Here is a 23,606-nt window from a genome sequence, read left to right as displayed (position 1 = left end):
ATCAGCTATGGGTGATCTATTCAGTCTGTTTATCAATTCCGTATTTATCGGTAATATTCTTCTGGCTTATTTTCTGGGGATGTGTTCTTTTATCGCGGTTTCAAAGAATGTTGATACCGCAACAGGCCTTGGATTTGCAGTTATTTTTGTTTTGACGCTGACAAGCCCCATTAACTGGATTGTTTATCACGGGCTTCTGGCCCCTGGCGCATTGGCATGGGCAGGTTTTCCCGATCTTGACTTGAGTTTTTTAAAATTTATCACCTTTATTGCCGTTATTGCCGCATTTGTTCAGGCTGTTGAGATGATAATCGACAAGTATTCTCCACTGCTTTACGTCACCCTGGGAGTGTTTTTGCCTTTGATCGCAGTGAATTGTGCCATCCTTGGAACCTCGTTGTTCATGGTGGAAAGAAATTATACTTTTGTAGAATCAATTGTATTCGGGGCAGGTTCGGGAACCGGCTGGATGCTGGCCATTGTCTCAATGGCCGCTATCAGAAACAAGGTCAAATACTCAGATGTTCCCAAAGGGCTTGACGGATTCGGCATCACCATGATTATTGCTGGACTCATGGCCATGACTTTTATGATGTTTTCAGGGATCACCCTTTAGCAGACAGGGCGAAAAAGGAGGGCGAAAAGTGTTGTATTTTTTAAGCATATTGGTTTTTTCAGGTGTTATTTTTATTCTTGTCTCTGTGCTGCTATTTGTTGAATCAAAAGTGACCAGCAAGGGTGAGTTTGAAATCACAATTAATGACAATACAGATGAGCCAATCAAGATTTCAGGTAACCCGTCACTTTTATCTGCTTTGTCCCAAAAAGAGATTTTTTTGCCGTCAGCCTGTGGCGGCTCAGGCTCCTGTGGCATGTGCAAGTGTGAGGTCACTGACGGCGGGGGCAGTATTCTTCCCACGGAGTTGGCCCACCTGACAAGGAAAGACAAGCTTGCCGGAAAGCGCTTGTCCTGCCAGTTGAAAATAAAGAATAATCTTAAAATTAAAGTGCCCGAGTCCATATTCGGCATTAAAAAAGTGGATGCCACGGTCATTTCAAATAATAATGTAGCCACCTTTATCAAAGAGCTGGTCATTAAACCCGAAATCCCCATTGATTTCAAGGCTGGTGCCTATGTCCAGATTGACGTGCCCGAGTATGACTTGACTTTCAAGGATTTTCATATTGAAAGCAAATATGTGAGTGAATGGAAAAAATATAATTTCCTGGAACTAACTGCAAAGGGTATTAAACAGGGATTCAGGGCTTACTCTCTGGCCAATCCTCCCCATGATAATGAAATAATGATGATGAATGTCAGAATTGCAACACCACCGCCGGGTACGGAAGGCATCCCTCCCGGGTTTGGCTCTTCATATGTTTTTGGTCTGAAACCCGGGGACAAGTTAACGGTCAGTGGTCCATACGGCGATTTTATGGCAAAGGAGACGGACAATGAGATGTGTTTTGTCGGCGGCGGTGCAGGTATGGCTCCTTTAAGAAGCCATATTCTTCATCAGCTGGACGGAATTCATACCAAACGAAACATATCTTTTTGGTATGGAGCCAGATCCTTAAAAGAGATGTTTTATGATGATGTTTTCAAAGGTCTTGAACAGCGGCATGATAATTTTGCTTATCATGTTGCGCTTTCAAGCCCGGATGAAGAAGACCGATGGACAGGCATGACAGGGTTTATCCACACCCATCTGTGCGAGTCCTATCTGTGCAAACACGAAGATCCCACGCAAATAGAATATTACCTTTGCGGTCCGCCCCCCATGATCAATGCCATTATCAATATGCTTTACGATCTCGGCGTGGAAGATGACATGATTTTTTTCGATAAATTTTAAACTGTATACAATCGTTTATTCAATTTCCTTAATCATCGTTATAAGGTATGCTGCCAAAGGATTGGGGTTGCTGATAAAACAGATGATTTTTGACTCAACTTTCAGCGTCGGCAAAATTTGTCGGGGTTTGCCAGCGCTTAAGCTCGAAAATTGAGTTTTTGATTTAATACGGAATAGGATGAAAAAATATGGATTATCTTGAAATTGAGCGAAAGCTGGGAGCAAAAAACTATAAACCCCTGGATGTTGTTTTAAACAGGGGAGAAGGCATCTGGGTATGGGATGTGGATGGTAATCGTTACATGGATTGCCTGTCTGCTTATTCTGCAGTGAATCAGGGGCATTGTCATCCTGAGATTGTCAAGGCATTGACCGATCAGGCAGGCAAACTTTCTTTGACATCAAGGGCCTTTAGAAATGATCAATTGGGTTTGTTTTACAAAACCGTATGCGAACTGACCAATTCTCATAAGGTGCTGCCCATGAACAGTGGTGCCGAAGCTGTGGAGACAGCGATCAAGACTGTTCGAAAATGGGGGTATAAAATCAAAGGCATTGCTGAAAATAAAGCTCAGATAATTGTCTGTGATAATAATTTTCACGGCAGGACTATTACCATTATTAGCTTCAGTTCAGACCCTTGTGCAAGAGATGGTTTCGGGCCTTTTACCCCGGGATTTAAAAGCATCCCGTTTGGTGATGCAACCGCATTGAAAAATGCCATTAACGAAAATACCATTGCATTTATGGTTGAACCCATCCAGGGAGAAGCTGGTGTTATCATTCCTCCCAAAGGCTATTTAAAAGATGTCAGGCAGATCTGTGATGATAATAATATTGTTCTGATTCTTGATGAAATTCAGACGGGACTTGGCCGCACAGGCAAATTGCTGGCCGAAGAGCATGAAGGCATTGAGGCTGACATGACCCTTATCGGCAAGGCATTGTCAGGCGGGCTTTATCCGGTGTCTGCTGTTTTGTCCAATACACAGATTATGGATGTACTCAATCCGGGTGAACACGGCAGTACATTTGGCGGAAATCCTTTGGCCTGCGCTGTTGCAGTTGCTGCTCTTAAAGTATTGATAAAAGAAAATATGATTGAAAATTCCGCTGTCATGGGAGATTATTTTTTAAGTGGATTAAAAATGCTGAAAAATCCTTTGATAAAAGAAGTTCGGGGCAGGGGGCTGATGATTGGGCTTGAATTTATTCCTGACAAGATAAACGCAAGAAACTATTGTGAAAGTTTGAAAGACAATGGCATTCTTTGCAAAGAGACACATGGTAACATTATCAGGTTTGCTCCGCCACTGGTGGTAAAAAAAGAAGATATAGACCATGCGCTTAATATCATTCACAAGGTTATCGGGTAATATTATAAGTGAGTACATGAAACAGAGGTGTAAAAGCAAAAAAAACCCTTAACAGAATACTGTCAAGGGTCTTTATTTTTTCAAGTCACCAAAATGACTTTGTCAGAGCAAATAAAACGGTTAACTATAGAACGGTTACATTTGTTGCAGCAGGGCCTTTTTGTCCTTCTTCAACATCAAATGAAACACGATCCCCTTCATTAAGGGATTTAAATCCTGTTGCATTGATGCCGCTATGATGTACGAATACATCTTTTCCATTTTCCTGTTCAATAAATCCAAAACCTTTTGAGTCGTTAAACCATTTTACGATACCAGTAGCCATATTGGCAATCTCCTGTAATAAAAAATAAAAAATTCCAGTTTCTAACTTTGGGGGTAATGCCACTTCCATAGTTGGGGGGAATATACACCTTTCGGATGAAACCTTTGCGCTTTACATACAGCAGCGCAAGTCAAAATATAATATAGGAACATCTGTAAAAGTCAAGAGTTAAATGGCTTTTAATTTTAATCAATATTTTTTATATATTGTATAAAGTTTCGTTTTTGTTAGAGTCGGTTTTTAAAATACCACATTGTGCCGGAAACCCCACTGAACAGGTAGGATTCTGCTCTGATATAGATATGAATTTGCTGAAATTAGCCCATTTAATCCTCTGGGGAATAATTTTAAAACAGGCGCTTAAATTAATATTATTGACCGCATTATTTTTTTATTTTACTTCCTCTATTGTCTTTTGTTAGGATTGTTCCAGTCAGTTTTATTTTTTTTATATGAAAATCTTAAAAAATCATACAGAGACTTTTAATCTTTGTCGTGGGCAGATCTTAAATGAAATACCAAATCTGCCCGTGGCAGTTATTCAAATTTCATATATGTTGGGAGGAAAAACTATGAAATCTATTCAGGTGGAATTTGAAAAGGCTTCAAAAAAAATAACCTTTAAAAAAGATGCCAAAGAGGAAGACTGGTTTGCGGTATGCAAAAAATTTAATGATGATGTTTCCAGGATTTGTGATATCACAGACCAGAAAGATTATACCGGTCTGTTTGAGTGCTGTGATGATAATAATAAAAATTTTTTTTATCTGGTTAAGGAGGATAAAAAATTATACCGCATGAAACATCAAAATTTTTTTGATAATCTTGGTTTGAAATAAAAAATTCTGGATCATGGAAAATGTTTCTTCTTAAGAAATTTTAACATCCTGAGGGATGATTTGCCCGGGTATGGCATACCGTTGAAAAATCCTTTGCACTTATGCTAAAAAAAGGAATTTGCAGTATTCGGATGGTGAAATGACAGCCCTTGAGTATGGGTGGGGTGATGGGACTATAGAAAGGATAGTATAGTTTTGACCGAGAACAACGGGGTTGTGATGCCGGCGCGGATTCTGGTGGTGGATGATGATGAAGCCATAAGGGATGCCTTAAGAGAGATCCTTGAGGATGATTATGATGTTGTCTGCGTGGACAACGGACTAAAAGCCGTTGAAATGGTTAAAAACCAGGTGTTTGACCTTGTTTTCCTGGATATTATCATGCCGGAAATAGACGGGATTGAAACCCTAAGACGTCTCAAGGTCCATGACAAGGTGCTGGATATTATCATGATTTCCGCCGTGGACCGTGCCCAGGAAGCCACGGATTCCATCAAACTCGGTGCCTATGATTATATTACAAAACCATTTGATCATGAAATCATATTGAACAGGCTCAAAAAGGTTCTGCAAAATAGAAGTCTTATAAAAGAAATCAGTTTTCACAGGGCCCAGGCTGCATCAGGTTCATGGAGAGACACCATCGTCAGCAAATCAAAAAAAATGACTGCGGTACTTGATCTGGTGTCAAAAGTCGCCGATACGTCAAGCAGTGTCCTGATCACAGGAGAGAGTGGAACCGGAAAAGAATTGATTGCAAAGGCTGTTCACAATGCAAGTCCTCGTCATGACAAACCTTTTGTTGCCATTAATTGTGCTGCCATACCGGCAGAACTCATGGAAGCCGAGTTGTTCGGTCATGAAAAAGGCGCTTTCACCGGCGCCCATAAACAGACCATTGGTAAATTTGAGTTTGCTCATCAAGGTACGATTTTTCTGGATGAAATCTCCAGCCTTAAATCCGAATTCCAGGCAAAGTTGTTGAGATTTATTCAGGAAAGGGAATTTGCACGGGTTGGCAACCATCGTACAATTAAAGTGGATGTTCGAATTATTGCCGCCACCAATACCAGTCTGGATGAGATGGTTAAGGAAGGTACGTTCAGGGATGATCTGTATTTCAGGCTAAATGTGGTTCCGATATTGCTGCCGCCTCTTCGCAGCCGCAAAGGGGATGTACCGCTTCTGGCGGATTTTTTTCTGGACAGATTCAACCGCCGGATGAATAAAAGTGTCAAAGGCTTTACCCCGGATGCAATTATTGTTCTGGAGGCCTACCCATGGCCCGGAAATATCCGTGAACTGGAAAATCTTGTCGAACGGATGGTAGTGCTGGGGCCTGAAAATCAATTTATCGATGAAAAAGATCTGCCTTTTGACCTTTTGTTGCATGGAGACCCCACACAAGGTGCGGAAAAAGGGGCCAGGGAAAACAAGGGGCTTGTCCAGGCACGGCAGTCCTTTGAACGTCTTTATATTCTCAGGGCACTTAAGAACTGCAGATGGAACCAGACCCTGGCTGCAAGTCTTCTGGGTATTCACAGAAATACCCTTATTCAGAAAATGAAATCCTTAAATCTTACACGAAACCAGGATGATCTCTAATGGGTTCCCCTGGGCAGGCTGATTGAAAAACAGCAGCCCTTTCCTTGTTGGCTTTTTGCCTTTATCTGACCTCCGTGTTCAGAGATCACCTTATGGGTGATGGCCAGCCCCAGTCCTGTTCCCTTGGCCTTGGTTGTAAAAAATGGATTAAAAATGTTTTCTGCAAGTTCGGAAGAAAATCCATGCCCTGTATCTCTGAAATCTATTGCCAACAGGTTGTCTTTAAAGGATGCATGAATTATCATTATCCCGCCATCTTGCATGGCTTGGGCACCATTTTGCATGAGATTAATAAATACTTTTTCAAGCTGGTCTGCATCTGCCATGATTTGAGGCAGGTCATGTGCAAAGTCGCTTTGGCAGTCGATGCCCCTATCTGTAAAATCCGCTTCCAGCAATTCAATGCATTGCCTGAGCAATTGGCTAATATCTGTCTGATTAAAATTGTATTTAGGGGGCCTTGACAGTTCCAAAAGTTCTTCAGTGAGGGTGTTTAACCGGTTGATTTCCCTGGGAACGGTTCTCTGGAATTTTTCTAAAAATCCTGGTTTTTCAATCTTTTTCGGCAGCAGCGCCACATAGGTTTTTATGGCGGATAAGGGGTTCCTGATTTCGTGGGCCATCCCGGCCGCCAGGGTTCCTAAGTCTGCAAGCCGCTGGTTCTGGCGGATTTCAGCCTCAAGCTGTTTAAGATCAGTAATGTCGTTAATGTTGAATATGATCTGCCGGGGCATTTTTTTATCCGACTGGAGAACCCCGGCACCTGCCAGGATTATCCTGGTCTCTTTGCCGTTTTGCAGGTGTATTTCCCGCTGGTTTCTGGCGGAAGGATTTTCAAGGGAGTCTTGAATATAGGCTGCAAACGGGTTATTTTTATCAAAAAGTTTTAAAACATGGCGGTCTTTTGCAGCATGGTCCAGGGGAATGCTCAAAATAGCATGGGCAGCCGGATTGACGGCTGTGACAATTCCCTTCATATCAACAGCCAAAAGCCCGTCTGTCATTGTGGCCAATATTTTTTCCGCATATTGCTGCAATTGTTTTATTTCGTTGATCTGGTGTTCCAACTGCTGTTTATGGGCCAGGATTTCCCGTATCATAACGGAAAAATTATCGGCCAGAATCTCAACTTCATCCCGGGTGCGGATGGAAAGTTTTTGATCTAAATTGCCTTGAGCCGCTTCAACAGTTGCATTTACAAGGGTTCCCAGGGGTCTGGTGACTCGCTGGGCCGCCCAGTTGGATATCAAGATGCCAATGGCAAGGGCCACAGACCCCACAATGAGAATACTCCACAGGGTTTGACGGATCTGCTGATACATCAGATCAAGGGACAGGCAGACCCGTATGGTTCCCCACCGGTCCTGGTCATTGGAAATATAAACCGGCACAGCCACATCCATGACCGGGGTGGTGCCGGATTCAGTACCCCTGACACTTATCAGGGGTATTGTCGCCGCAATGGCATTCCGGCTGATATCATCTGCCATATAACGGTTCTGCAGATCGGGTCGCCGGCTGTAACCAGCCACTTTTCCTTCTTTGTCATGGACAATTACATAAATGATTTCAGGATTATTGACGGCCTGGTTTGCAAGTTTTTCCAAGGCAACATAATTATATGTAACCAGGTGGTCAATTGATATTGCGGCAAGGTTTTTTGCAATGGCCATACCCTGTTTTTCAATTCTGCCCCGAATGGTTCGAGTCTGGAGTACTGCCAGGACTGCGGCAAGAGTCCCCAGCAACACCAGAAGCATAATTGAGGTGATAAGAATAAACCTGTAGCGCAGGGAAACAAAGCGTTTTTTTTTTAAGGTTTGCTTTTTCCTGCTGGGTGCGCCATGGTTTTGTTCTACCGGGTATAGTTCTTTTTGTTGATTGTATTCAGTCATTTTGATGGTGTTTGTCCAGCCATATTTTGTTGAGTTGCAGGTTATGGGCTCCCAGGGCACTTACGTTCACGGATTTGACATAGGGCTGGTATACCCGGTCCACACTCATGTAAAAAAGCGGGATCAGGGGAGCAGACTCCATGATGGCAGCTTCGGTTTTCTGGTACATGCCAGCCCGTTCAACAGGGTCCACGATTGCCCTGGCAGCCAACAGCATCCGGTCTATATTTTTATCCTCTAAGTTCATGAAATTGGTGGGTGATTCAGAGGCAAAAAGAGAATATAAAAAACTGTCAGGATCGGGCATGTCGGCAAACCAGACATACCGGTAAATCTGAACAGCATCTGAATTTAAATAGGTTTCGAATTCTTCCCAGTCAGTGATGTATTTTGCCCTGATTTTAATACCCAGTTTGCTCCAAGCGTTTTTTATGATTGTTATCTCCTGTTCTACCCTGGGGGTTTGTATAGCGGAAACGATCTCCAGTTCAGGTTGCTTATCTAAGGTTGTGCTAAACGCCTGTTTCAAATGTTGCCGGGCCAAGTCAGGGTTGTTGTCCTCCATCTGGCTCAAAGGAGTACGCCCAGGCATGCCCAAGGGTAAAATATTTGTTGCGATGTCAAACTGGCCTTTGTAGACTTGATTGACCAATGCCTTGCGGTCAACAGCTATGGAAAGAGCTTTTCGAAGGTCTGGGTTTGCAAGATTTGGATGTTTCAGGTTCATGCCGTAAAAAAAGAGGCTCAGGGAAGGCCTGTGAAACCATTGAAGCTCTTTATTTTCTGACAGTTTTTTTTTAACGTCCCCGTAGACTTCCATCTCTTCAAGATTGTTGTTTTGAAAATCAGCGAATATAATGGGGTCCTGTCCTCCTGGATAAATTTTATAGTGAATTTCATCCAGAAAAGCAGGTTCGGCATAATACTCTTCAAATCGCTTAAGTTGAATTGATTTGCCTTCTTCCCAGGATATAAAGCTGAAGGGGCCGCTTCCCACGGGATTTTTTCCAAAGTCTTCTTTGAGCAGGATTACCTCTTTTTGTGAAACAATTGATGCCTGGTACATGCCCAGGGCAGTTAAAAAAGGCACATGGGATTCTCGAAGGTGTACAGTGAAAATTTGTTCATTTTCTATTTTTAACCCCGGAATATTTTCCAGGGTTCCTGCTCTGTATTCTTTTGCACCGACAATTTTAAGCAGATGTGGCAGCACTGCAGAAGGGTGTTCCGCCCGTAAAAGCCTTTTAAAAGAAAAAATGACATCTTGGGAGGTAACAGGATCAAGGTTGTGAAACCGGGCGGTTTTTTTCAGTTTAAACTGGTACACCTTGCCGTCTTCTTTGACTTGCCAGGTTTCAGCCAGGGCCGGTAAAACCGACAGATAGGAATCATACCGGACAAGACCGTCAAAAATCTGGTGGACAATCGTTTCTCCATAGTTGTCTTGAACAAGTGCAGGATCAAGAGTGGGCGGGTTGCTTCGCAAAGAAGCCCGATAAATACCACCCTGGATGGGTACTGATGATGATAAGGCACTTTGTGTCTGTTCTTTTTTGTCTTGGTTGGTGCAGCCTGGCAGAAAAATTAGGTTCAAGAAAAAAAAGGGGACACAAAAGATTGAAAACAGGCCTGACATATTCATTTTTTTCTTCCTAATTAACAATGGTTTAAAGGAGAAAAAAATTACCATATGGGGAGGGGGAATGCAAGTATTTCAAGCTCAGTACAAAAATGAAACCCAAGGTTTTTTCTAAGCCAAAGCTTATTGATAAGAAACAAAAAAACACGGTTCAAATTTAACCGTGTTTTTTTTTGATGAAGGGATGTCTTTCCTTTAAATATTAGCCGGGACCGCCGCCACCAGAAGCAAGAACAGGCATTGCATATCCAGCAAGCAAAACACCAATTACAAATACTTTTACCATTAATTCTTTCATTTTAGATCTCCTTTTGTTGGTTAATTGTTTTGTGCAACGTTCATCATGTTGAACTTAATTAAGAGCAAGGCAGGGACCACTCATTTTTTTCTTGGAAAATAATTTTACAACTATTTGAAATAAAAGGATTATTGCTCTAGTTTTTATTCTGAGTTTGAAAAATAATTCCTAAAAAATGCACATGGCTCTGTGCAGACGAAAAGGTAAAAATAAAAAAATAGAATTCTTGTTGTTTTGGGTATTGTTTTTAGCCTTGTGGGGATATGCTTTGAGACAATTTGCACATATTAGTGTGCAAATTGTCTTTGTTTACAGGCACTACTTTTTATATATAAATTTAAAATACTTATGCTGTTTTTATCCCTTAATCTCACAAACAAGCCCTGAAATATGTGCATTCCTTTTAAATCCACCGGGTGGCGGACTGGTTTTCGTATGTATGTTTTTGCTAATAAATTAAGATTGTTAATAGGTTTTTGTGTCTTGTTGTGATCTGGCACAATCATTGCCTTCAATGCAGGTGTTTTGAAAAGACGGGCTTGTAAAAGGTCGTGCATAAAGAAAAAAACAGGGCGATTAGTCTAAAGGTTTACATCTCCTCCGGGCAGATTCTTAATTGAAAATGTCAGACAGGCGGACTTATTTTAAGAATAATATAATGGACATAAAGCTATTGGAAAATTTTACTTCAGAAAAAAAGAACAAAAAAATATTTGGGAAAGCGTCTGAAAGGATAATATATGATGATCCTATTCATGGTTCTGATTTATATGAAAGTGTTCATGTAATGCCGGATTATTTTGATTTTCTCAGAGATGGCCAATCCATGTTTTATGATTCTCTTCCTTTAGCCTATGTGGCACTTAATGAAAAAGGAGTTGTTAAAATTGCCAATCAGGCTGCAGTTAAAATGCTGAGTGTTGAAAAACGCCATTTGATCAATACAAATTTTATTGATTATATTTACAAGGAAGATAAAAAAAAAATTAAGATAGACAAAGAAAGCCTTTTTGGTACTGTTTTTAAACCTTTCGATATTCGGCTGAAAAAAAAACAATCCCTTGTCTGGGTCCGGGTAAATTTTATGATGGATGAGGAATTTTGCTCCTGCGGCAGTCCTTTGGGGTTGATGATTACGGATATAAACGATTTGAAACATGTTGAACTGGAAAAATCAAAATTGCAACATCAGCTTCTGCAAGCACAGAAAATGGAAGTCATTGGTAATCTTTCCAGTGGTATTGTTCACGATTTTAACAATATTCTTCACCCCATAATCGGTAATCTTGAGTTACTCATAGATGATACGGCCAATGACAGGAAACGCCTGGAAACCCTTGAGAATGTTCTTAACGGTGCAAAAAGGGCATGCAGTCTTGTGAAACAGATTCTCAGTTTCACTCATACCTCATCCCTTGAGGCCAGTCCTGTAAAAATTCAGCCCATTATTCGGGAAATATTAAAATTGAGCCGCTCGAGCATGTCAACTGGAATTAAGGTGATTCAGTCCATTGATAATGAGTGTGGAAAGATTTTAGCAGATCCCATCCATGTTTATCAGATTGTCATGAATCTGATTACCAATGCCTGTCATGCCATGGGAAAGGATGGCGGGATTCTTGATGTCACACTCAAAGAAATTGAAGTTGCCAGGAATTTTTCAGGAAAATTGATCTTGAATCCAGGTATTTATGCATGCTTAAGTGTTGCTGATACCGGGTATGGTATAGACAGTGCCATTAAAGATAAGATATTTGACCCTTGTTTTACAACCAAGAAAAATGGCACTGGCTTAGGGCTATCCGTTATTTCAAGTATCGTAAAAAAATATGGGGGGGGTATTGATTTTTCCAGTGAGCCTGGAAAAGGAAGTCTTTTTAAGGTCTATATTCCCCTGTGTCAGATTCACTCTTTTTTTTAGTCTGACTCAGCGATTGTATTTTTCCTTGTTCTCATTACAGATGACTGTCAAATTAAAGAAAAAAGCAAATGGAGTTTTTTGAATATGTGTCGCTATGGCTAAGGCCTGAAGATTCCGACAGGAGGCAAAGGCATGTAATATGGATATCACGCAGGAAAGGGCTGGAAAGACTATCTAAGGTCTCAATATGTTTTTGAAATGAAAGAGCGGCTTTGAAAAAAAGCAATACCTTTTTTAAAGGAGTGTTTGCATCTTAAAAAATTTGATGTATGGTATAGCTTTTAATTTTAATTTCGGAGGAAAATCAAATGCCTATTGCAGATAAAATGGTTAAAATGGTTGAATCAGCATCTATGATCCGGAAAATGTTTGAAGAAGGGATACGGATGAGAGAAAAATACGGTGCAGATAATGTATTTGACTTCTCTCTTGGGAATCCCGATGTTCCCCCACCCGCAGTTGTTAAAGAAACCCTGCTAAATTTGATTAACAACGAGGCAATATCTCATGGATATATGCCAAATCCGGGCTATCCTCATGTTCGCCAGGCCGTTGCCGATTACCTGAATAAAGAATATGAGGTGGGACTGACATCTGATCTGGTTGTCATGACGGCGGGTGCGGCAGGGGCCTTGAATGATGTGTTGCGGGCCCTGATGAATCCGGGTGAGGATATCCTGGTGCCAGCACCTTATTTCGTAGGGTATAACCAGTATGCCTTTGTGGTCGGTGCAAATTTAAAAACCGTTGCCTCTCAATCTGATTTTCATCTGGATTTGGATGCGATTCAGGCTGCCATTACTGAAAAGACAAGGGTTATGTTGATAAATTCTCCAAACAATCCAACCGGTATCGTATATAACAAAGCAGAACTTTTGGGGTTGGGAAAGGTGTTAGACGCTGCCAGCGAAAAGTTTGGAAAACGGATTTATCTGATTTCAGATGAGCCGTATAGAAAGATTTCTTATGGTGTTGATGTGCCGTCTGTTTTTGATGTTTATCCTCATACCATTGTTCTGACTTCTTATTCCAAGGAGCTCTCTCTGGCTGGAGAGCGAATCGGGTATCTTGCCATTCATCCTAAAGCCGAGGACGCAGCAATGATTGCAGGAGCGGCAGGAGTGGCAAATACCATGATGTATGTGAATGCACCTGCACTTTTTCAGCAGGTCGTGGGACAACTTCAGGGCGTTTCTGTGGATATCGGTATTTATAAAAGACGTCGTGATATGTTCTGTGAAGGACTTCAAGCTGCCGGGTATGAATTTGATGTGCCAGAGGGTGCTTTTTACCTGTTTCCCAAAAGTCCCATTGAGGATGATATTAAGTTTGCGGGCATATTACAGGAAAATAATATTCTTGCAGTCCCGGGAACAGCGTTTGGCGGCCCAGGCCATTTCAGGCTTTCGTATGCAGTTCCGGACAAAACCATTACCGGATCTTTTGATGGATTCAAAAAAGCCTTTGACAGTGTAAAATAGAACATTATGGTAAAATGAAAATTTTATGACCCTGTCTCCGGTATAACAAAGGCGGCAGGGTCAGCCATTATTTAAATGCCATTCACATCCTATCAGTCCTGCTCATAGTTTGTTTTTTTTAAATGGATGGTTGTCTGATTTAAAAAGATTAATCCTGCTTTTCTTTCCTTTTTTTTGCCTGTTCAATTAATTCAAACAATGACAGGACTTTTGGTTTTGCCTTGTTTAAGAAGATTTTTTTGAATTCATCTTTTTTTAAGCTGTTTTTGAGGTAGGCGTGAACATCAAAATGGGGATACCAGCAATCAAGGGTTTTAAAACAGGGATCTCCGCTATTTTCAGACCGGCAATAGGAAAAATTGATCTGATGTCCAAGTCTTGGACATCGGATGGTGAAATCATCTTTCGGAGGATTTGCCGGAGGATCTATCTGAAAGGTATCAGTATTTTTATTCATTTATGTATCCATTTTGTTTAATTCGTAATGCAAAAAATTGAACAGGTTTAACATTATTTTAATTCATTTATGGGAATAAACCGGCCAAGTCAAGCCCTAAATTTAGGGGTTATACTCTTGCATTTAAGCCAAGATAATTTCCATGATTTAAGAGTCTTTACTATTCAAAGGATTTATTTTAAACATAGAATTAAAAAACATAGTGGCTTCCAAACAATAGAAGAAACCATGGACAATGAATTCAAGCCGGAGAGATAAAAATGGAAAAAGAATTGATCATACATCTTCACGAGGCAATGACTCAATTGTTGTCAGGTTTTGATCACCTGCCTTGTTTTGAGCAAGAAAAAGATATGGGAAAAATCAATACTATTTTGAACCTGGTTGCTGAAAAATTAAAAAGCAACTACCCTTATCATCACCCCTTGTATGCAGGCCAGATGCTGAAACCACCTCATCCGGTTGCCTTGTTGTCCTATACCCTGGCAATGTTGATGAATCCCAATAATCATGCCATTGACGGGGGAATCGCCAGTTCAAAATTAGAAAAAGAAGCGGTCTCAAACATTGCCTATATGTTTGGGTGGGATGATTTTCTCGGTCATTTGACCAGCGGAGGCACCTTTGCCAACCTTGAAGCACTCTGGATTTGTGAAAAAATGAATCCCGGAAAAGTCATTGTGGCTTCCGAACAGGCCCATTATACTCATAATAGAATATGTGATGTTTTAAAAATTGCTTTTAAACCGGTTCCTGCTGATCATGATGGTGTCATGGATACGGTTGCCCTGGAAAAAATTTTAAAAGATTTTGATGTCGGAACAGTCGTTGTGACAATGGGGACAACAGGATGTGGAAAAATTGATCCGTTAACGAAAATTCTTGACCTGCAAAAACAATATAAATTCAGAATCCATATCGATGCAGCCTACGGCGGATATTTTAAACTGGCAACAAATTTGTCCGCAGAAACCACTTTGGCATTTGAGCAAATGCATAAAGCAGATTCAATTGTCGTGGACCCTCACAAACACGGCCTCCAGCCCTATGGATGCGGCTGTATCTTGTTCAAAGATCCTCATGTTGGGAAATTTTACAAGCATGAGTCACCTTATACCTATTTTACATCAGATGAACTTCATCTTGGGGAAATCAGCCTTGAATGTTCAAGGGCAGGGGCATCTTCCGTGGCTTTATGGGCCACTCAGCAATATTTCCCAATGAAAAAAGGCGGTGAGTTTGCAAAAAATCTTGAGAAATCAAGACATGCCGCGATTAAATTATTTGAGCTGATAAACAGTGCTGATGAATTTTTCACCTTTTTTAAACCAGACCTTGATATTATTGTCTGGAGCCTGAAAGGGGTTTCTTCCAAAGAGATTTCTAAGCGAAACAGAAGGTTTTTTCAAAAGGCTGCCCAATTAAATCTTCATCTGGCTTTGGTAAATATTCCACAATCAATCGCAAGTCATCATTGTGACATCCAATGGGATAGTGATGATCTTGCATGTCTTAGATCCTGTTTAATGAAACCTGAACATGATTACTGGATAGAAAAGATGTTTGACATAATTCAAACATCGATAAAAACTTTAAACGTTTGATATCACGGTATGTGGATATTACAAAAACAAAGAGATCTGATTCCAATAATTTAGAAGTTCTTTCATGTAAACTGCAAAGGGCAGACTTGGTTTTTAATCCAGGTTTGCTCACGATAGAATTTTTAAATACACAGTTTTGACTTGAATATCATTCTTAAACCTTATAAGGGTTATAAAAGTCAGAAAACGCTTGGCTGGAGCCAATTACAGCATAAAACAGATGCTGAATCGGCTTGAAACTCATAAAAGACAATTGAGTTTGTAAACGATAAATACTTTAATTTCGAGAGGTTATTTATGATTCACCGTTTTATTTTTATGGTTCTTTTTTTGTATTTTTGTTCTTGCAGTGCGGTTCTTGCCGTTGAGACCACGCTGCCCGAGGATACCAAAGCTGATGAACCCTCTTCAAATCTGGAGCAACAAGCACTGAAACCCCAGCCGGAACTGGACAAGAATGAAACCTCTTTGAAAATGCTTCACTCTATTACAGAATTGAAAAAAGGTCTGAATCAGCGGATAAATGAGAAAAACAAAGTCCTGAAAAAAAGCAGTTCAGATACTGAAAAAGAATCGTTGATTTTTGAATTGAAAAAACTTGACAAGCAGCTCAATGATTATACCGTGGATTTTGAGCGGATTGCCACAGGCATAGATGTCGGGCTGTTTGCTGAAAAAAAAGTCGAAGAGTTTGATTGGAAAAATGAGTTGGTTGGTCTGGTTGAGCCCGGTATTAAAGAAATCAAGCGTTTGACGGTTAAGGCAAGATATAAAACAAAATTAAAGGATGAGCTTTCCTATTACCAGAATCTGTTACCGGTTGCCCAGCAGGCAGTGGGCAATATTAACACTCTGATATCCCGGTCGGAAAACAGGGAAATGAAAAACAAATTAAAAAAGCTGCTGCCGGAATGGAAGGGGGTTGAAAATCAGATTCAGAATAAACTGGAAATCGTGAGCATGCGTTTGGCTGAAATGGAGAGCGAAGAAAAATCCATTATTGAAACCTCCCGGACCTCTGTGAAGAATTTTTTTCGCACCCGGGGATTATTCCTGTTTATTGCTGTGATGGCATGCCTGGGGGTGGTTTTGTTTTTACGCTTATCTTCCAGGGCTTTGGTACGGTTTGTTCCCGGATATACGGCCAAATACAGGCCTTTTCATGTCCGGGTATTAAATCTTTTCTTTAAAATATTTGCCTTGTTTTTAACCCTGTTTGTCCTTGTGTTTGTTTTTTATGTGGTGGAAGACTGGGTGTTGCTCAGTTTAACCATTATCTTTATCATGGGAGTGGGCTGGGCTGCCAAACATACCCTTCCCCAGTACTGGCACCAGAGTCGGCTTATGCTGAATATCGGCGCTGTCAGGGAAGGCGAGCGCATGGTTCATCATGGCGTGCCCTGGCTTGTAAAGAGCATCAATGTTTTCAGTGAGCTTGAAAATCCCTATCTTGGGGTCAAGCTTCGTCTGCCCATTGAAGAGCTTCTTGGTAAAACCTCCAGGCCGTTTCATAAAAAAGAACCATGGTTTCCCTGTAAACGAAGCGACTGGGTTATTCTTTCCGACGGCACCAGGGGGGTTGTTACAAGTCTCTCTCACGAGATGGTGGAACTGGTTCAGCGGGGCGGTTCCCATAAAACCTACCAGACGAGCGATTTTCTGGCATTGTCCCCATTGAACATCTCTGTCAATTTCAGGCTTAAAATCCCTTTCGGCATCAGCTATGATCTTCAGAAAGAATCCACAGGAAGTATACTTGAAATTTTAAAATCATATATTGAGACCCAAATTGATGCGGAAGGGTACAAAAAGAGCCTGTTGAATCTAAAGGTGGAGTTTTGTCAGGCTGGCGGATCATCCCTTGACATGGTTGTGATTGCGGATTTTAAAGGTGATATGGCCCCTTTGTACCAGCGGTTGTCCAGGGCCATCCAGCGCTGGTGCGTGGATGCCTGCACCCTGAATAAATGGGAAATTCCCTTTCCCCAGCTTACCATTCATAAGTAAAGGAGAGGGCGCTTATTGTGTCCGTATCATTATGAATGAATAATTTTTAATGGGGTTATAATGTGAATATGCTGCATCTGTACAGCCGGTTACTGAAAACAATCAATAACCGTCTCAAGGCAATGAGGTCTTTGTTCAAGTCTCTTGAGATCCGCTATAAATTTCTTGTCAGTTTTTCCATTGTTTTTTTCCTCTCCATGCTGTTATGCAGCCTTTTTATTTATGTATTCGTAAGAAATAATATAGAGACAAGCATTGAAAGCGAACTGAACAATACGACCCAGATGATTTTCAACCTGGTAAAAACATCTGTGACGGTTTCCATAAAAAATCATTTAAGAGCCGTTGCTGAAAAAAATGAAGAAATCGTTCGCAGTCTCTACAATCAGGCCCTGGACAACAGGATCAGTGAAGCTGAGGCCAAAGAGAGGGCATCTGAATTGATGCTCTGCCAGACAATCGGCACATCAGGATATATTTATGGTGTGAACAGCAATGGCATGGTAGTAGTCCATCCGCAGCCCACCCTGATCGGTTCCAATGTTGCCCACCATGATTTTGTATCCCGGCAAATGAGGTCTCCTCAGGGATACCTGGAATATGAATGGAAGAATCCGGGAGAAACCGTTCCCCGGCCAAAGGCCCTTTATATGGTGTATTTTGAACCCTGGGACTGGATTATTTCCGCCAGTGCTTATCGTACTGAATTTACCAAGCTGGTAAATGTGGAGGATTTTCGTAAAAGCATACTTTCCCTTAAATTTGGAAAAACAGGGTATTCCTTTGTGATTGACAGCAGGGGAACCGCCGTTATCCATCCAAAACTTCAGGGCATCAATATTTTTGATGCAGAAGAGCTTCCCAACAAGTATCTCGAAGATATGATGAAACGTAAAAAGGGAAAATCCGTTTATTATTGGAAAAATCCTGATGAACCCAAAGCCAGGCAGAAGATGGTTATGTTCAATTATATTGATGAATATCAGTGGATTGTTGCGTCTTCGTGTTACCTGGATGAGTTTTACAGCCCACTTGATACCATCCGTAATTTTATTTTTGGCGTTTCCATTGCTTTTTTTTTGCTCATGCTGGCAATTACATTCAAGATCAGCTCATCCATCACAAATCCCCTGCGCGAATTGATGGGGCGGTTTGACTGTGTAAGAGAGGGCGACTTTACGGCCCGAATGAAAAATGATTCCACAGGCGAAGTCGGGCAGCTGGTGGTTTATTTTAACCGGTTCATGGACCGGCTGGAAACCTATCACCAGAGCCTGCAGAACCAGATCCAGGAGCGGCGCATTGCCCAAGAGGCGCAAAGGAAAAGCCAGGAAAGGTATTTCCTGTTGATGGAGGCGGCGGCAGACCCCATTGTTACCTATGATATGAAAGGCAATGTTATTTATATCAACCCGGCATTTACCAGGGTCTTTGGATGGTCCCTTGAGGAATGTGTCGGAAAGAGAATGGGTCATTATGTGCCTGAAGATAATTGGAACGAAACAAAAATAATGATAAATCAGGTTATTTCAGGTAATGCCATCAATAATGTAGAAACCCGGCGGTATTCAAAACAGGGCCACACGGTTGATGTCAGTATAAGTGGTGCCATTACCAGGGATCGAAAAGGGAATCCGTCCGGCAGTATCATCATTCTCAGGGATATCACCAAATCAAAACAGCTGGAAAAGCAGTTGATTCATGTGGGGGACCGGGAGCGCCGGAAAATCGGACAGGATCTCCATGATGATCTGTGCCCTCACCTGATCGGCATCGCAGGTCTGGCCACGGTATTAAAAGGCGATCTGGCCGTCCAGGGCCATGCGGGCGAAGGCCTTGCAGATAAAATCTTGGTGTTGATCGAGGATGCCATTGGCAAGGCCCGGTCCCTGGCAAGGGGCTTGTGTCCCGTCCACCTGGTTTCCCACGGCCTCCAGGCCTCACTTGAGGAAATAGCCGATACTCTGGGACACGCTTCCGGGATAAAGTTCAGGTTTGATGTGGACAAAACCGTGGTGTTTCAGGATAATAGTGTGGCCACCCATCTTTATTATATTGCCAGGGAGGCGGTAACCAATGCCGTAAAACATTCAGACGCAGGAAGGATTGAACTCTGCTTGTCCAGGGAAAATGAATTAATCCATATGTGTATCAAAGATAACGGCAGGGGGATAAAGAATACAGGCATTCAGCATGGCATGGGGTTGCAGATAATGGCATATCGTGCAAAAATTATTGATGCGAGGTTTGATATTGAAACCGGGCAGAACGGAACCATGGTGCATGTTTACATCAAAAATACCTTGTCAAATGCTCAAAAGGAGGAAATCGTCTGATGGAACTTGAAAACACCTTTAAAATAATGATTGTGGATGATCATCCTGTTTTTTGCCTTGGCATGACAGAACTGATCGGCAGGGAACCTGATTTGACGGTCAGCACCAGTGAAGATACCGCAGACAAAGCATGGACCGCCATTAAACACCATTGTCCCGATCTTGTTATTGTTGATATTTCGCTCAAGGAGAGTAACGGGATCGACCTTGTGGAGGACATCAACAGGGAATATCCGGATCTGCCGGTACTGGTGCTTTCTATGTATGACGAAACCCTTTATGCAGAAAGGGCGCTGATGGCCGGTGCCCGCGGATATATCATGAAGCAGAAGGCCATCAGCCATGTTGTCAAGGCCATTCGCCAGGTGCTGTCAGGTGAGATTTATGCAAGTCAAAAGATTAAGGACAAGATATTCAGCCGGCTGGTTTCCCGCAAGACGGCCGGCGAAAAAATTTCCCTGGACATTTTAACCAACCGGGAACTCGAAGTATTCCGTCTTATCGGAGACGGTCTTGATTCAAAGGAGATTGCTGCTCGGTTGAATTTAAGCATCAAAACCATCGGCACCCATCGCGAGAATATCAAAACAAAGCTGAACCTCAAACACTACACAGAGCTTGTCAAATCCGCCGTCCACTGGTCCCGGAAAATGGAAAAATAACTTTTCTAGGTTCTAAACCTATCCCGCCTAAGATTATCGGCAGTATGATTATCCGCTGTTGACCGATTGAAACCCTTATGCCTTATTGCTAAATTATATTCAAATCCTGATTAAGGTTTAGCGACCATTGTTTATTGACAACAAAAAGGTACAAGGAGGAACAAAAATGCCTGAGCAGAGTGTAAATTATGATTTGCTGAGTCCGGTGAAATTTCTCAGCCGCAGTGTCGAGGTTTATCCCAACAAGGCGGCAGTGATTTATGGGGACCGGCACTTCACCTATGCCCAATTCCAGGAAAGGGTATTTCGCCTGGCCAATGCCCTGAAAAAAAACAATATAGGCAAGGGTGACAAAGTTGCATTCATCTGCCCCAATACCCCGCCCATGCTGGAGGCCCATTATGCTGTTCCCCTGATCGGGGCGGTCCTGGTATCCATCAATATCAGGTTGTCTGCCAATGAAATCGCCTATATTATTGATCACTCAGATGCAAAGGCTGTGTTTGCGGACAATGAGTTCGGCAGCACGGTTGCCTCTATTTCGTCTTCGCTGCCCAAGGTTGGCACTTATGTCAATATCTGTGATCTTGACGATTCAAAGCCCCTTGATGGACCGGATTATGAAACCTTCCTTGCTTCCGGGTCAGAGGAACCAGTTGAACTTGCTGTAACCGATGAGAGAGATGTCATAACCATCAACTACACCAGCGGAACAACCGGACAGCCAAAAGGAGTTATGTATCATCACCGCGGGGCATATTTGAATGCCATTGGTGAGCTGCTTGAGTTCAAGATCAGCCCCGACTCCGTTTATCTCTGGACACTTCCCATGTTTCACTGCAACGGGTGGTGTTTCACCTGGGCCATAACTGCTATGGGAGCCACCCATGTGTGTCTGCGCAAAGTGGTCCCGGAAGAAATTTACAATATTATTGATTCTAAGGGGATCACCCATCTGTGTGCCGCTCCCACCATTCTTATCTCAATGTCGGCCTATGCCAGGGAAAACCGGTTAACGCTGTCAGGCAACCTTGAAATCATGACAGCCGGGGCACCACCGGCACCCACGGTCATTCAGAACATGGAGAGTATTGGCGCAAATATTCTCCAGAGCTATGGTCTCACAGAAGTATTTGGGCCTCACAGTATCTGCCGCTGGCAACCCAGGTGGGATGACCTTGATCCCTTTGAAAAAGCCCGGCTTAAAGCACGCCAGGGCGTTCCGTATATTGTTGCTCAACATATGGATGTTGTAGACTCTGAAACAATGGAACCTGTTCCAAGGGATGGGAAAACAATGGGCGAAATCGTCATGCGGGGCAACAATGTCATGTTGGGGTATTACAAAGATATTGAGTCTACCAATGATGCATTCCGGGGAGGCTGGTTTCACAGCGGGGATCTGGCTGTAATGCATCCGGATAATTACATTCAGATCATGGACCGCCAAAAAGATATCATTATCAGCGGCGGGGAAAATATTTCAACCGTTGAAATAGAAAATGTTCTGTTCACCCATCCCGACGTTCTTGAGGTGGCTGTGATTCCTGTGCCGGATCCGAAATGGGGCGAAGTGCCCAAGGCCTTTATTGCACTGCAGAACGGAACCCAGCCTGCTGCAGAGGATATTATTGAATTTTGCAGAACAAAACTGGCACGGTTTAAAGCACCAAAATACGTTGAATTCGGAGAATTGCCGAAAACCGCTACCGGCAAGACTCAGAAATTCAAACTTCGGGAAAAGGAATGGGAGGGCCATGATCGCATGGTGAATTAGCAGTCCTGCTGCAGATTTGAAGCAAATATTCTATTTTAAAGATTAGAAAGGAAGTCAACATGTCCATTTATAAACGCCAAAATGGTGAAGAACAACCTTACTGGCCCTTTGGTCCTTTCAAAATAAGACTGCCCCTTGTTCATTATCGATGGGAGCCGGTGGAATTTGTACAGGCCCTTATTCTTTTTGTTGTAAGTCTTGCAATGATACCGCTTTTGCAAAAATACCTGGGCCTTCCCTATGAGATCGCGCTTGCCTATACTTTTGTCTGCGGGATTGGTTTTATGATGCCGGCTTTTCTGGGTGTCTCTATGGTGCCGGGCTGGATTACCCCTGCTATTCCTGTGGTTCTCCTCTATCTGGGGCAATTTACACCGGGGCCTGAAGCGATTCAGGCCCTGGTTGCCCTTCAGCTTCTTGTGGCAGCCATTTTCCTTTTGTTGGGAATCACCAGACTCAGCAGTAAAGTGGTGACAAAGGTTCCTGCCTCCATCAAGGCGGGAATTCTTCTGGGAGCCGGTGTTGCCGCTTATATGGGAGAATTGAAACTGGGTGGTCGCATTCCCAAAACGCCCATTGCCATCGGCCTGGGCAGTTTGATCTGTTTTTATATGCTCTTTTCGGTATCCTTTTTAAAATTGAAAAATAAAAATAAAATCGCACAAATGTTGGGTAAGTACGGCATGGTGCCTGCCATGGTACTTGCCATATTTATCGGTATCCTGGTCAATGAATATCCCATACCGGATATTGAATGGGGAATCACCATCCCGCATTTCAGACAGATGTGGGCATATCTTCCCTTTACAGTGGGTTTTCCCAGCGCTGACATGTTTATCAAAGCAATTCCCACAGCAATTATTGCATATATCATTGCCTTTGGAGATGTGATCGTGGGGACGGCTCTGGTTAAGGCAAGCTGTGAAGAAAGCCGGCCTGATGAAAAGGTGGAGATTGATATTGACAGAATTCATCTGGTAACCGGCATGAGAAACCTGCTCCATGCTTTTTTTGCGCCTTATCCGGGCCTTGCCGGTCCCATCTGGACTGCCGTTACGGCAACCGTTGCCGACCGGTATCGCCATGGCCGGAAAGCCATGGATTCAATTTTCAGCGGCAGCGGGACCTTTTGGATTTCAGGATTCATCGCCTTGTTCATCTTGCCCCTTGTCAGCTTTTTCAAGCCGTTTCTGCCCCTTGGACTTTCTTTGACCATGGTAGTTACCGGATATCTGTGCATCATTACAGCATTCAAGCAGATCAAGGAGCCATTGGAACTGGGTGTGGCCGGCACCATGGCGGTTGTCCTTGCAATGCATGGGGCTGCATGGGGCCTTGGGGTAGGTGTTGTGCTGCATATCTTTTTGGAAAGTAAATTCAAGGCTTCAAAAAAAGTGGTGGTTGAAATCGAAACCACATAAATCAATTGTCTGGGTAACGGCCCTTGCCGGGACCGGGAGGGGCCATTACTCAGGGGTACACCACAGGACGAACTCAGGTGGATAAATTGTAACTGTTTGTTATCGTA

17 protein-coding genes are annotated in these 23,606 nt (G+C 42.5%); 13 read left to right on the top strand and 4 right to left on the bottom strand.

Annotated features, from left to right (window positions below):
• Positions 1-7: 7 nt before the first annotated feature.
• From nqrE to rocD, 3 genes are all read left to right on the top strand, one after another.
• On the top strand, positions 8-616 hold the full coding sequence (gene nqrE, locus BLT94_RS12620; protein WP_014958239.1) for an NADH:ubiquinone reductase (Na(+)-transporting) subunit E: 609 nt from the start codon (positions 8-10) through the stop codon (positions 614-616).
• A 28-nt stretch (positions 617-644) separates the two neighbouring features.
• On the top strand, positions 645-1,856 hold the full coding sequence (gene nqrF, locus BLT94_RS12615; RefSeq protein ID WP_092234678.1) for an NADH:ubiquinone reductase (Na(+)-transporting) subunit F: 1,212 nt from the start codon (positions 645-647) through the stop codon (positions 1,854-1,856).
• Between the two features lie 188 nt (positions 1,857-2,044).
• Positions 2,045-3,232: an ornithine--oxo-acid transaminase gene (gene rocD, locus BLT94_RS12610; protein ID WP_092234677.1), complete on the top strand. Its 1,188-nt coding sequence runs from the start codon at positions 2,045-2,047 to the stop codon at positions 3,230-3,232.
• Positions 3,233-3,356: 124 nt separating this feature from the next.
• On the opposite strand, the gene BLT94_RS12605 is transcribed toward rocD, so the two are convergent.
• Positions 3,357-3,557, bottom strand: a complete 201-nt coding sequence (locus BLT94_RS12605; protein WP_014957010.1) for a cold-shock protein — start codon at positions 3,555-3,557, stop codon at positions 3,357-3,359.
• Between the two features lie 572 nt (positions 3,558-4,129).
• Between BLT94_RS12605 and BLT94_RS12600 the strand changes: the two genes are divergently transcribed.
• Positions 4,130-4,396 carry a hypothetical protein gene (locus tag BLT94_RS12600; RefSeq protein WP_092235121.1) on the top strand — a complete coding sequence of 89 codons (267 nt, stop codon included), beginning with the start codon at positions 4,130-4,132 and terminating at the stop codon, positions 4,394-4,396.
• A gap of 195 nt (positions 4,397-4,591) precedes the next feature.
• On the top strand, positions 4,592-6,001 hold the full coding sequence (locus BLT94_RS12595; RefSeq protein ID WP_245743107.1) for a sigma-54-dependent transcriptional regulator: 1,410 nt from the start codon (positions 4,592-4,594) through the stop codon (positions 5,999-6,001).
• Here the strand turns inward: BLT94_RS12595 and BLT94_RS12590 are convergent.
• Both BLT94_RS12590 and BLT94_RS12585 read right to left on the bottom strand, forming a co-directional pair.
• A complete protein-coding gene (locus tag BLT94_RS12590) occupies positions 5,998-7,896 on the bottom strand; it encodes a sensor histidine kinase (protein ID WP_245743105.1) in 1,899 nt (632 codons plus the stop codon). The two genes, BLT94_RS12595 and BLT94_RS12590, sit on opposite strands and share 4 nt — an antisense overlap.
• Entirely contained in the window at positions 7,889-9,538 is a 1,650-nt protein-coding gene (locus tag BLT94_RS12585) for an ABC transporter substrate-binding protein (protein WP_092234673.1), read from the bottom strand. Before BLT94_RS12585 ends, BLT94_RS12590 begins: the two co-directional genes overlap by 8 nt.
• A gap of 953 nt (positions 9,539-10,491) precedes the next feature.
• Here BLT94_RS12585 and BLT94_RS12580 point away from each other — a divergent pair.
• Positions 10,492-11,754, top strand: coding sequence for a two-component system sensor histidine kinase NtrB (locus BLT94_RS12580; RefSeq protein ID WP_175530348.1), 1,263 nt, complete (start codon positions 10,492-10,494; stop codon positions 11,752-11,754).
• Between the two features lie 308 nt (positions 11,755-12,062).
• Positions 12,063-13,235: a pyridoxal phosphate-dependent aminotransferase gene (locus BLT94_RS12575; protein ID WP_092234667.1), complete on the top strand. Its 1,173-nt coding sequence runs from the start codon at positions 12,063-12,065 to the stop codon at positions 13,233-13,235.
• A gap of 148 nt (positions 13,236-13,383) precedes the next feature.
• On the opposite strand, the gene BLT94_RS12570 is transcribed toward BLT94_RS12575, so the two are convergent.
• On the bottom strand, positions 13,384-13,692 hold the full coding sequence (locus tag BLT94_RS12570) for a hypothetical protein (RefSeq protein WP_014957018.1): 309 nt from the start codon (positions 13,690-13,692) through the stop codon (positions 13,384-13,386).
• Between the two features lie 260 nt (positions 13,693-13,952).
• Between BLT94_RS12570 and BLT94_RS12565 the strand changes: the two genes are divergently transcribed.
• The 6 genes from BLT94_RS12565 (at position 13,953) to BLT94_RS12540 (ending at position 23,499) form a co-directional block, all read left to right on the top strand.
• Positions 13,953-15,296, top strand: a complete 1,344-nt coding sequence (locus tag BLT94_RS12565; protein WP_092234664.1) for a pyridoxal phosphate-dependent decarboxylase family protein — start codon at positions 13,953-13,955, stop codon at positions 15,294-15,296.
• A gap of 297 nt (positions 15,297-15,593) precedes the next feature.
• The gene (locus tag BLT94_RS12560; RefSeq protein WP_014957020.1) at positions 15,594-17,303 is read left to right on the top strand and encodes a hypothetical protein; all 1,710 of its coding nucleotides are present in this window, start codon (positions 15,594-15,596) and stop codon (positions 17,301-17,303) included.
• Between the two features lie 68 nt (positions 17,304-17,371).
• Positions 17,372-19,639: a cache domain-containing protein gene (locus BLT94_RS12555; protein WP_092234661.1), complete on the top strand. Its 2,268-nt coding sequence runs from the start codon at positions 17,372-17,374 to the stop codon at positions 19,637-19,639.
• The gene (locus tag BLT94_RS12550; RefSeq protein ID WP_014957022.1) at positions 19,639-20,301 is read left to right on the top strand and encodes a response regulator transcription factor; all 663 of its coding nucleotides are present in this window, start codon (positions 19,639-19,641) and stop codon (positions 20,299-20,301) included. The genes BLT94_RS12555 and BLT94_RS12550 overlap by 1 nt, the downstream gene beginning before the upstream one ends.
• A gap of 166 nt (positions 20,302-20,467) precedes the next feature.
• A complete protein-coding gene (locus tag BLT94_RS12545) occupies positions 20,468-22,078 on the top strand; it encodes an acyl--CoA ligase family protein (RefSeq protein WP_014957023.1) in 1,611 nt (536 codons plus the stop codon).
• A 59-nt stretch (positions 22,079-22,137) separates the two neighbouring features.
• Positions 22,138-23,499, top strand: a complete 1,362-nt coding sequence (locus BLT94_RS12540; protein WP_092234658.1) for a xanthine/uracil/vitamin C permease — start codon at positions 22,138-22,140, stop codon at positions 23,497-23,499.
• The last annotated feature ends 107 nt before the right edge of the window (positions 23,500-23,606 follow it).

Source organism: Desulfobacula phenolica, from assembly GCF_900105645.1.
GTDB classification, from domain to species: Bacteria; Desulfobacterota; Desulfobacteria; order Desulfobacterales; family Desulfobacteraceae; genus Desulfobacula; species Desulfobacula toluolica.
The sequence above is the reverse complement of the archived record's forward strand: the minus strand, read 5'-3'. Positions and strand labels throughout refer to the sequence as shown.

Coding starts and splice junctions, on each gene's coding strand:
- BLT94_RS12570 (WP_014957018.1), bottom strand. CDS start 13,692: ATGAATAAAAATACTGATACCTTTCAGATAGATCCTCCGGCAAATCCT.
- BLT94_RS12560 (WP_014957020.1), top strand. CDS start 15,594: ATGATTCACCGTTTTATTTTTATGGTTCTTTTTTTGTATTTTTGTTCT.
- BLT94_RS12600 (WP_092235121.1), top strand. CDS start 4,130: ATGAAATCTATTCAGGTGGAATTTGAAAAGGCTTCAAAAAAAATAACC.
- BLT94_RS12550 (WP_014957022.1), top strand. CDS start 19,639: ATGGAACTTGAAAACACCTTTAAAATAATGATTGTGGATGATCATCCT.
- BLT94_RS12545 (WP_014957023.1), top strand. CDS start 20,468: ATGCCTGAGCAGAGTGTAAATTATGATTTGCTGAGTCCGGTGAAATTT.
- BLT94_RS12555 (WP_092234661.1), top strand. CDS start 17,372: ATGCTGCATCTGTACAGCCGGTTACTGAAAACAATCAATAACCGTCTC.
- BLT94_RS12590 (WP_245743105.1), bottom strand. CDS start 7,896: ATGACTGAATACAATCAACAAAAAGAACTATACCCGGTAGAACAAAAC.
- BLT94_RS12575 (WP_092234667.1), top strand. CDS start 12,063: ATGCCTATTGCAGATAAAATGGTTAAAATGGTTGAATCAGCATCTATG.
- rocD (WP_092234677.1), top strand. CDS start 2,045: ATGGATTATCTTGAAATTGAGCGAAAGCTGGGAGCAAAAAACTATAAA.
- nqrE (WP_014958239.1), top strand. CDS start 8: ATGGGTGATCTATTCAGTCTGTTTATCAATTCCGTATTTATCGGTAAT.
- BLT94_RS12565 (WP_092234664.1), top strand. CDS start 13,953: ATGGAAAAAGAATTGATCATACATCTTCACGAGGCAATGACTCAATTG.
- BLT94_RS12540 (WP_092234658.1), top strand. CDS start 22,138: ATGTCCATTTATAAACGCCAAAATGGTGAAGAACAACCTTACTGGCCC.
- BLT94_RS12605 (WP_014957010.1), bottom strand. CDS start 3,557: ATGGCTACTGGTATCGTAAAATGGTTTAACGACTCAAAAGGTTTTGGA.
- BLT94_RS12580 (WP_175530348.1), top strand. CDS start 10,492: ATGGACATAAAGCTATTGGAAAATTTTACTTCAGAAAAAAAGAACAAA.
- BLT94_RS12585 (WP_092234673.1), bottom strand. CDS start 9,538: ATGAATATGTCAGGCCTGTTTTCAATCTTTTGTGTCCCCTTTTTTTTC.